Source organism: Sandarakinorhabdus sp., from assembly GCF_031430775.1.
Taxonomy (GTDB): Bacteria; Pseudomonadota; Alphaproteobacteria; order Sphingomonadales; family Sphingomonadaceae; genus Sandarakinorhabdus.
This window is the reverse complement of record NZ_JANPCD010000153.1, coordinates 1-10024: the sequence shown is the minus strand read 5'-3', so window position 1 is coordinate 10024 and position 10024 is coordinate 1. Positions and strand designations below refer to the sequence as shown.

6 protein-coding genes are annotated in these 10024 nt (G+C 64.1%); 2 read left to right on the top strand and 4 right to left on the bottom strand.

All coding sequences use genetic code 11. The features are described 5' to 3' along the window. Nucleotides 1–405: 405 nt before the first annotated feature. From RMQ73_RS09750 to RMQ73_RS09735, 4 genes are all read right to left on the bottom strand, one after another. The gene (locus RMQ73_RS09750) at nt 406–2190 is read right to left on the bottom strand and encodes an AAA family ATPase (RefSeq protein ID WP_310498005.1); all 1785 of its coding nucleotides are present in this window, start codon (nt 2188–2190) and stop codon (nt 406–408) included. Between the two features lie 395 nt (nt 2191–2585). After that, nucleotides 2586–6707 carry a sialidase family protein gene (locus tag RMQ73_RS09745; protein WP_310498003.1) on the bottom strand — a complete coding sequence of 1374 codons (4122 nt, stop codon included), beginning with the start codon at nt 6705–6707 and terminating at the stop codon, nt 2586–2588. Between the two features lie 78 nt (nt 6708–6785). Beyond that, on the bottom strand, nt 6786–7565 hold the full coding sequence (locus RMQ73_RS09740; protein WP_310498002.1) for a hypothetical protein: 780 nt from the start codon (nt 7563–7565) through the stop codon (nt 6786–6788). Between the two features lie 511 nt (nt 7566–8076). After that, nucleotides 8077–8562, bottom strand: coding sequence for a TspO/MBR family protein (locus tag RMQ73_RS09735; RefSeq protein ID WP_310498001.1), 486 nt, complete (start codon nt 8560–8562; stop codon nt 8077–8079). 74 nt (nt 8563–8636) lie between these two features. On the opposite strand from RMQ73_RS09735, the gene RMQ73_RS09730 reads away from it, so the two are divergent. Both RMQ73_RS09730 and RMQ73_RS09725 read left to right on the top strand, forming a co-directional pair. Beyond that, entirely contained in the window at nt 8637–9644 is a 1008-nt protein-coding gene (locus RMQ73_RS09730; protein WP_310498000.1) for a D-cysteine desulfhydrase, read from the top strand. Further along, nucleotides 9644–10024, top strand: a 381-nt coding sequence (locus RMQ73_RS09725; RefSeq protein ID WP_310497999.1) for an aspartate/glutamate racemase family protein, incomplete at its 3' end; no start/stop codon positions are given. The genes RMQ73_RS09730 and RMQ73_RS09725, both read left to right, overlap by 1 nt.

The following is a 10024-nucleotide window of genomic DNA, read 5'->3' as shown; positions in this document are numbered from 1 at the left end:
GCTCCATTACGGCGGTGTTATCGTTCTTCATGGTCATTTCCTCATGGTTGGTCGGCTCTGCCGGCACTGGTGGTTGTCACTCGATCGGCTGAACGGCTCAGCCTGCCTTGCCAGGCACGCGCGCTAGGTTGGTGGTTGAGTGGGTGACCCCCCCTAGAGGGGGGGTCCCCACCCCCAACCTTACCGCAACTGCCCCGCAGACCTTCCGCAAACAAAAACAATGACTTAGGTGGTGACCTTCCGCACCTTCCCTCAACTGTCCCGCAAATAACCTTCCGCAAGCAAAATCAATGGCTTGCAGCAGACCTTCCCGCACCTTCCCGCAACCTTCCCGCAGACCTTCCGCAGGCCCATGACGATCGGCGGTCATGACCCACGCGCGCCTGTTTCCAGTCCCCCGCGCGGTCATTCCGGTTGCCTTTCCCGCAGCCCCAACACCGGCTTGCGGTCCTCCCCGCGCCATAGCGGATCGTCGGCCGTGGCTCGTTCCACCAGGCCCGTTCTCATCAGCCGCTCCATTGCGGCGGCGAGAGCAGTCCCGCCCACGCGCCGGCCTTCGGGCATCTTGGCAAAGACCTTGGGGGCGAAGTTTGCAGCGTTCTGACTGTGCGACACCGGCCGCTTTTGTCCGGTCCGGATCGCCAGACACCTGAGAAAAGTCCGCTCCTCGAGCTCAGTTTGCGCGGCGGCTTCATCATCGAAACCGGCATCGGAGGGCAGGGACGACGGAAGAACAAACGCGCCCGCGTGCCATCGAAAATCGAGCTCAGCACCGGCACGCGCATAGTTAGCCTTCGATCGTCTCAACACCCGCCCGTCACGGTCCCCAGACACACCCGCGCCCTTGTCGAGCCAGTCGAGATAGAGGCGCTGGCGAACATGCGCTTCCCAGCCAGTCGAGCCGCTGAATTCCGCGCCGGCCTTTGAAGGATGGCCCAGGAACAGCACGGTCCCGCCGATCGCCATGGCAAGCCGGTCCATGACATTGCAGAAGCCGGCAACCTGATTGCGGACGTTCTCGTTCCCCGTGAAGGTTTGGGCAACGTTGTCGATTGCCACAAAGCCCGCGCCGATCGCCCGCGCCGTCGATTCAAGGTCGCGGTATCGCTGCGAGAGCTCGAGCGCGCCGGCCGCGTCAAAATTCACCAATTCGCTACCGAGCTCGCCCTTCAGGCTTACCAGGAACAGCCGGCCGGCCAGGTCGCGCATCGACAGGCCAAGCCGGGCATTGATCGCCGCTTGTCGCCTGTGCAGCTCGTGCATGTCATCTTCACAGGTGACATAGAGCGCCACGGTTTGCGCGACAGGAAGCCCGAGACAATCGACGCCAGCCGCAAGACTGGTGGCGAGCTGCTGCGTGAACAGCGACTTTCCTACGCCCCCGTCACCCGTAAGGAAGGCCGCGCTGCCCCGCGCAAGCCAACCTTCAATCAGCCATTCCCGCACGGGCGGTTCGCGCCCTTCCCAGTCGGCCGGGCAGACAATCGGCAAGGCCAGCGGCTTCACAGCGGGCTGCGCTGCGCACAAGTCCAAGAGCGCCTCAGCACTCCCGCCCGCCGCAAGCCAGTCGAGAATGTCCCCCTTATCAGGCAACCCAGGAAGATCGATGCGCGCAACAGTGGCGGCGCTGGCGGCGAGCTGGCGCGCGACGTCATCGGCATGTGCACGCCCAGGCGGGTCATTGTCGGGCAGGATGAAAACGCGCCGGCCCTCAAAATAGGGGGCGAAGTCGGCTCGCCACTTGCCGGCCCCGAAAGGGTTGCACGTTGCCAGCAAATCCAGCGCGGCCAGCGCATCGGCCTTTTTCTCACCTTCGACGATGAAAACCGGCTCATAGGGATCGGAAGCGATAAGATCGGGCAGGCGATAGGGCAGGGGCGCGAAGCCGTTCAAGCCCGCTGCCCACCGGCCAGGGCCGGCAGGATGCGAAACCTTGAAGTCTTTTCTCCGCCCGTTGCGGCCGGGCTCAACCCGATCGATCCGAAAGGCAATCTCGCCATCAGCCTGCCGATAGTCGAAGCTGGCGACAGTCCGGCCCGGTCCCCGGCTCACCTGCGCGGGGCTCGAGGGCGCCGGTCGCTCAGGAAGGGTGCCGTCTATGCGCCAGGCGTCTTTGATCGCCTTCCAATCTTCACCCGCGAAAGAATGAATGATGATGTCGTCACCCGTGGCGCTATCGCGCACGGTCACGCTTCGATCGCCCTTGCTATGGCCCGGCCCAGGCACGGCCCCATGATCGCCGCGCCACTCGCCCCCGAGCCTTGTTGTGATTGACCGGGCAAGGCTCATGCGGCCCGCACCAGGGAGGGCGCGGGGCGTTTTGTCGATCGGGCGTAACCTATTGATGCGACACAGGCGCTAAAAGGGGTGTTTTGCTTGCATGTCTTTGAGAAGCCGAAACTTATAGCGGCTTGAAAATCCCCGTGTCGGTGGTTCAAATCCGCCCCCGGGCACCACGCCTTCACTGCACGAGTGGATCTCCGACCAGGAGAATTTGCAAGCTGGCATTCTTTTGCAACTTCAGTTGCTTGCAGGGTAGCAATCGGCTCGGAACTGCGGGCCGGCTGTTGGGGCAATATCGGCAATTACTGCCGGTTGGCGATGATCTCCACCGTGCGGCTGTTGTTATCCAGCCGAACCCAGCCAGCGCACGACAAACTGGCGCCGCTGCCGGTGCAGGGCCGGCCATCAGAGCGCCAGACAGTGCCGTTGGCGTGCCGCTGCCACAGTTGGCCACCGGCGGCAGCCAGTTCCCGGGTTGCAGGGTTATTGTCCAGAAGACGCCATCCACCGCAAGCGATTGCGGCGCCCGCCCCGGTGCAAGGCGCGCCGGTAAACTCCCAGATCCGACCGTTGGTGTGCCGCTGATAAAGTTCATTGCCACCGGCAACAATGTCCACCGTGGCAGCATTGTTGTCGAGCAATCGCCAACCAGGACAGGACAGCGCAGCACCGGAGCCGCTGCAGGGACTGCCGGTAAACTCCCAGATCAGGCCGTTATTGTGCAGTTGATAGAGCCGCCCATTGTCTCCAGTGATGCGGGTGGTGCGGGGATTGTTGTCGATGGGAACCCATCCGGGACACGACAGGCTGGCGCCGCTGCCTGTACAAGCGACGCCGGTGAAACGCCACAATGCGCCATTGGCGTGGCGTTGATACAGTTGGACGCCACTCGCGAGGATTTGTGCTGCACGACTGTTGTTGTCCAGGAGCACCCAGCCCGGGCACGACAAGCTCGCACCGCTGCCCGTGCATGGTTGGCCGTTCGATCGCCAGATGCGACCGTCGGCATGAAGCTGGTACAATTGGCCGCCGCCGGCCACTATGCCCCGCGTCGCAGGGTTGGCGTCGAGCAGGGTCCAGCCCGGGCAGAGATCATCGGTGCACGGTTGTCCATTTGACCGCCAGATGCGGCCATTGGCATGCAATTGGTACAAGCGGCCAGCACTGGCGACAATGGCGCGGGTGGCAGCATTATTGTCCAGTCGTTGCCAATGCGGGCAGGATTCTCCGGCGCAGGGCCGTCCGCGAGACTGCCAGATTGCTCCATCATTATGGCGCTGGAACAGTGCCGGCGCGTGGAGCTGAAACAACTGGCTGGTGTTGCCGTCCGACGCCACCGGCACACGTGTTTGGGGATTATTGTCCAGCAATGCCCAGCCCGGACAGCTGTCACCCGAGCACGCCGTGCCGGTAAAGCGCCAGATGCGGCCGTCGTGATGCATCTGCTGGTTCAGGCCCGGCATCATGACGGTCGCCGGGTTATTGTCGATCCGTTGCCAGCCGGGGCAGGAGGATCCGGTGCACGGCGTGCCGGTCGCACGCCACAGCCACCCACCGCGATGCCGCTGCACGAGACCGCCAATGGCGGCGATGTCGGCCGTCGCCGTGTTATTGTCGACCAAGCTCCAGCCGGGGCAACTCAGGCTGGCCCCGCTGCCCGTGCAGGCTGTGCCTGTCGATCGCCAGATGCGGCCATCAAAATGCAGTTGATACAGGTCGCTGCCCCCGGCTGCGATCGACACCGTGCGTGGATTGTTGTCCAGCAAGGCCCAGCCCGGGCAACTCAGGCTGGCACCGCTACCCGTGCATGCTGTGCCGGTGGACCGCCAGATGCGGCCATCGCGGTGCAACTGATACAGGCTGCCACCGCCTGCAACGATCGACACCGTGCGCGGGTTGTTGTCCAGCAAGGTCCAGCCCGGGCAGCTTTCGCCGGTGCACGCCGTGCCCGTAAAGCGCCAGATGCGGCCATCATTGTGCAATTGGTACAGGCTATTGCCGCCCGCAGCGATGGCGATAGTGCGCGGATTGTTGTCAAGCTGTTGCCAGCCCGGGCATGTATCGCCGTCGCAGGCAGCACCGGTACCGCGCCAGATCCTGCCATTCAGATGCAGTTGGTACACTTGGCCGCCGGCAGCGACGGTAGCAACCGTGGCGATGTTGTTGTCCAAACGGCGCCAGCCCGGGCAATTATCGCCGGTGCAGGCGACGCCCGTGCTTTGCCAGATGGCCCCACCCCACCGATTCTCGACGTCGACGCCGATACGCCAGACACCGCGACCACGCGCGCCGACATAGACGTTCCATCGTTCGCTGCCCAATGGTTCGAAATGCGCGAACAACGGCCGCGACACGTGCGGGTGCAGGGCCGTGGCAGTGCGTGGATCGCTGACAATCGTCCAGTTCCGGCCACCATTGGCGGTCAGGAACAAACCCGAATCCTGTCCACCGGCCAACATCATCGCCGCATTGAGCGGATTGATCGCCGCCAGCGAGGCTTGGGGATAACCGTTGATCGGGGCGCCGTTCTGCACCTGCGCCTGGAAGGCGCCGTCACCGGCAAGGCGCGCATCGAGCGCAGGCAGCGTTGTCCAGCTGTTGCCGCCATCGGTACTGGTCACCATCGCCGGCGCAGCGCCGCTCATGTCGTTGGCCAACAATTGACTGGTATTCTCGGTGTTGACGGTGAACACGCCAAAATTGCTGTTGCCGGCCCGCTGTATCCGCACCCAGTCGCCGGTGGTCGTGGCGCCATCATGCCGCCAGATGGCACCCGACCCGCCGCCGACAATGCTGCACGCATTGCCACCCGACCGCGCAAAGAACACCGGCGTGCCGTCGGCTCGCCGACCGCTGGTAACGCCGCAGACATTGGCGGGCTGGTTGGTGCCCAGCGCCTGCCAGGTGATGGTGGCGCCACCAATGTTGCCCGTGAAGAAGATTCCGGAAGAGGTCACCGCAGCATAGCTGTTGGGCGCATAGTTGCTGATCGAATCCCCGTCCTGAAAGGTCACGAGGTTGCCGGGGGGATAGGTGGGAATCTGGCCGCCGCCGCCCATTGTGTCGTTGCCGCGAAACATTTGCGTTGCGCGGCCTGGATTGAAACAGCACACGGTGAAGACGGTGCGTGCCGCTTCCACTTCGACGTCGAAGATATCGCAGCATGACGGCGCATTCCAGGCCGGGGCCGCCCGCGCTGCATCGCGGCTGCCGAACCCTCCGGTGTCTTGTTGCCCCAAATAGACGCCTTCCTCGCCATTGGCGGGGCGTATTCTGCCAGCCATGTCCCACAGCCACATGGCTGTGACGGTCGTGGTGGGCTGTTCCCAAACGGGATCATGGCAGTTGGCGCCTGTGCGGGTATTGAAATAGACGCCGCCATCGTTGGAAAAAAGGATCGGGCATCGCACGGCGCCGGTGCCGAAGGCGATATCGCCGACATCCCAGTGTCCGCCGGACTGCGCGTTCACCCAATTCGGCGCGTCTGGGCAACGACGCGCCGTGCTGCCTGCAGCCGGCGTGCGGCACGGAATGCGAAACAATTGGGTATCGCCGAACCACACATCGAAATCGGCACCGGCACGGTTGTTCACCTGGAGAAACGGTATGCGCCCCTGGCTGCCTGGCTCGTTGAACTGGGTCGGCCAACTGGCGCCGCCATCGCGGCTTTCCAGCAGATTGGTGCCGACCACCATCAACAGCGTATTGGTCTCATCGGGCGATCCGACGATAGAACATGTGCCGCGGGGTTCGGTATTTGCTCCCTCCACAAAGGTGGCGCCATTGTCGGTCGACCGCTGGTGGCCTTCGTCGCCGCAGACATCCACGGTGCCGTTGGCGTGAACAAACACATCAACCACCCGCAGTCCGCCCGCTGTCGCTGGTGTCGGGTCACGAAACGTCCAGGAAAACCCGTTGTCGGTGCTGACCGCCAGGCCGCAGTTCGTGCCGACATAAATGCGGTTGTTGTTCGATGGATCGATGGCGATGCCGAACGCTGCTGGCTCTGCAAGGTCGATCGCGCGCCGGCAAGCTGCCGCAGCGGGCCTTGCGGTTGCGGGCACCGCCCAGGTGATCCCGCCATCACGACTTGCGTTGATGCCCGATCGCGAACCGGTGGCCCGCCCATCGAACAGCGACGTCGCGAACACCGTGTTGGTGTTTCCGGGGTTGAACTCCACGTCCCAGGTGGCTTGCGGGGCGTGTCCCTGCACATGGGCCCAATTCCGACCGCCGTCCGCCGTGCTGAACAGCCCGCCCCATTCGCTGGCAGCGAGTGCAGATTGCGCATTGGCCGGGTTCACACCCAGTTGATTGACGCGCCCGCCACTGGCGCTGTTGGGATTGGCGCCGTCGAGGTTGGATTGCACAGGGCTGATATTCTGCACCTGCCAGTTGACCTGGGCCGTGGCCGCAGCGCTCAACAGGGCGATCGGAACGCACAGGGCGCCAAGACGCGCGAACTGCCTCAACACACCCGGCATAAGTCCCCCTCATCCGCTTTATCTGGGCGGTGTCGCCACCATGTCTGTTGGGCACACCGGGATCCGGCACAGGTTCAGAGCCGGCGCTGCCATCGCCTTTGTGCGCACCGCAAACTCGTAGGACAGGCCCGGCTCCAACCCCTCCAGCGTCAACACATGGACCAACCGTCCCCGCTCGCTGCGGTGCTGCTGCACGACGGCCGTAGCGGTCTGCAACATCCCCAGTCCCTCGCCGCCTGCATTGGCGCGTGTGCGATCAGCATTCGGCAAACGACGTGCAACCATGTCTCGGCGGCGAAGAACGCCGGACAGTGTGCGCACTTTCGCCGGCCTTGCCATGATCCGTCCATTTTCAACTGGTTGCAGCAGGGCTGGCGCCATTCGAGTCTTGACCATCTCCAGATCCACGCCACCTTCGGCCCGCGCTGTCGCCATGGGCACGGCGGCAAGCCGAACCGTGGCAAAGTTCGCGCCCGCCACCCCCGCAGCCGCCGCCGTGATGTCGAGCCGAGCGTCGGCATCCGGCTGGTCGGCAGTATCGGCTTCTGGCCAGCTGATCTCGGTAACCACTTCACCGGGATGAAACGCGCTACACCACGAACGGCACTTCGCATCATCTTCGACGCGGGCAAATGTGGCCGGAATAGGCGTCAACCGTGTGTTGACTGCGAAAGGCGATGTGGGAGCACGTAGCGCAGGCGAGGCAGGCTCCGCTGCTACTGGCGCGAACAAGCAAGCGCCCAGGCCAAAGATGATGACCAGTTCAATCGTGCGCGAAAGGGTCTCACGACTCGCCATGCCCACCAACTCCAGCCGATATCAGTGATGATAGCTGAAAACAGCAGCTGCGACAACTCGGGCGCGGTAGCATGAGGGCATTTAAATTCATGAACCAAGGCCGCCTGAGTATTTTCGTCTGTATTCGGTAGGTTCAATGTGAAACACGCGCGATCGCTATTGTTTTTTGGCATTGCAGGTGCCAACTATGGGTTGATAAATTCAATGCGGATCGGTGGAGAGAACCGCGCCGGATTTGCCGGCAGCTCCAGCTCCAGGCAGGGGGGAGCCGGCATGAGCAAGACAACGAACACGTTGGCGCCGATGAACCATGGGCATGCCGCGCAATTGGTGGCCCGCAACCAGGGCGATCATGCATCTCGCCGAATAGCGGTGGTGTTTTGCCAATGCGGTCCGGCGTCTCGCGCAGGCATTCTGCGTTCAAACCGCCGATTACTGGTTTCCGGTCACTGACATTGCCTGCGATGCGCATCATTTGCATCCGCCAGAAATCGCATGACCAGCAAGTTGGTCAGGCGAGGACCGGCCTGGGGTTGAGGCGGACGACTGCCCAGTTGAGAACCGCCGCGAAGCTCACCCAGGCGAGATAGGGCAGGCTGAGCTGTGCGGCTGCAGGCGCGATCGGCCAGAGCCCGGCCACCAGTGCCAGGATGGATCCCCACAGGAACGGAACCTCCGCCAGCGCCCAGTCAGGGCGCTGTGCCTTGAAGAACAAGGGGCTCCATAGCAGGTGAAAGACACCGTTGACCGCGAACAGGATCAGGATGGCGCGTTCATCTGCCGGCCCACGCGCGGCCTCCCAGGCGATGACGCCGCCCCATGCTGAAAGGCCCAATATGATCGTCCAGGCGGGGCCGAACAGCCAGCCGGGGGGCTGCCATGTGGGTTTGCGCAGCTGTGCATACCAATCTGCACGCGGCGTCATCAGGCCGCCAATCAGGCACAGCCCAACACCCCAACCAAGGGCAAAGGCAACGGGCGTGTCAAAATTTTCCATTCAAGCACTATAGCCGGTTTTTGCGCCGTCTGCGCGGTTGCTTTGCCGCATAGTCACAGGCACAAGCCGCCACCATGAACCTCGCACATTTTCCCCGCCGCCGTTACACCCATGGCTTCACGCCCATCGAGCCGCTGCCACGCCTGTCCGCGGCGCTTGGCGGCGCCGAATTCTGGATCAAGCGTGACGACCTGCTGGGCCTTGCTGGCGGCGGCAACAAGACCCGCAAGCTGGAATTCCTGGTCGCCGACGCGCTTGCGCAGGGCGCCGACACACTTGTGACCGTCGGGGCGCCGCAATCGAATCATTGCCGGCTGACTCTTGCTGCCGCCGCGCGCGAGGGGCTGAAATGCCGGCTGGTCATCGAGGAACGCGTCGCCGGCAGTTTCGACACCGCTGCGCTTGGCAATAATCTGCTGTTCGACCTGATGGGCGCGCATTCGGTGCGCATGGTCCCGGCCGGCACCGATCTGGCGGCCGAAATGACGGTCGATGCAGCAGCGGTGACGGCGGCAGGCGGCGTGCCCTACATCATCCCCGGCGGCGGCTCCAACCCGCTGGGCGCGCTGGGTTACGCCGCCTGTGCGCAGGAAATCATGGCGCAGAGCTTTGACATGGGACTGGCGTTCGATCGCATCGTCGTTGCGTCCGGCAGCGCCGGCACCCATTCCGGGTTGCTGGCCGGGCTGGTGGCACTGGGCGCCGGCAATCCGGTCACCGGCATCAACGTGCGCCGGCCGCGCGCTGAACAAGAAGCCAATGTCCTCAAACTGGCGCAGCAGACGGCGACGTTCATGGGCGCCGCATCACCTGTTGCCGATGATGTCGTCGCGCTGGATGACTGGGTCGGCCCCGGTTATTCGCTGCCCAGCCGCGAGATGGTGGCCGCCGTGCGGATGCTGGCCCGGCTGGAAGGCGTGTTGCTGGACCCGGTCTACAGCGGCAAGGCGATGGCCGGGCTGATCGGCCTGGCGCAGCGCGGCGAATTTGCCAAAGGCGAGCGCGTGCTGTTCCTGCACACAGGTGGCAGCCCGTCGCTGTCGGCCTTTGCCGGCGATCTTCGCAACCCCGAACTGAACTGATGGCCAAACCCGTGCCTGCCGCACCGCTGTGGCGCACAATCGGCGTGGTCGGCGGCATGGGTCCGGCAGCGACGGCGGATTTTCTGGCGCGGCTGGTGGCCGGGGCGGGCGCGGTGCGCGACAGCGACCATCCGCATGTGCTGGTCGACAGCAACCCCCATGTGCCAGACCGCAATGCCGCACTGGCCGGCGGGCCGTCGCCGGGGCCGGTGCTGGCCGGTATGGCGCAGCGGCTGGTGGCCAGCGGCGCGCAGGTGCTGGCGATGCCGTGCAACGCCGCCCATGGCTGGGCCGATGCGGTGCGGGCGGTGCCGGGGGGGCAGTTTGTCGACATGATCGACGCGGCGCTGGCGCAGGCTCAAAGTCAATCGATGCAGTCG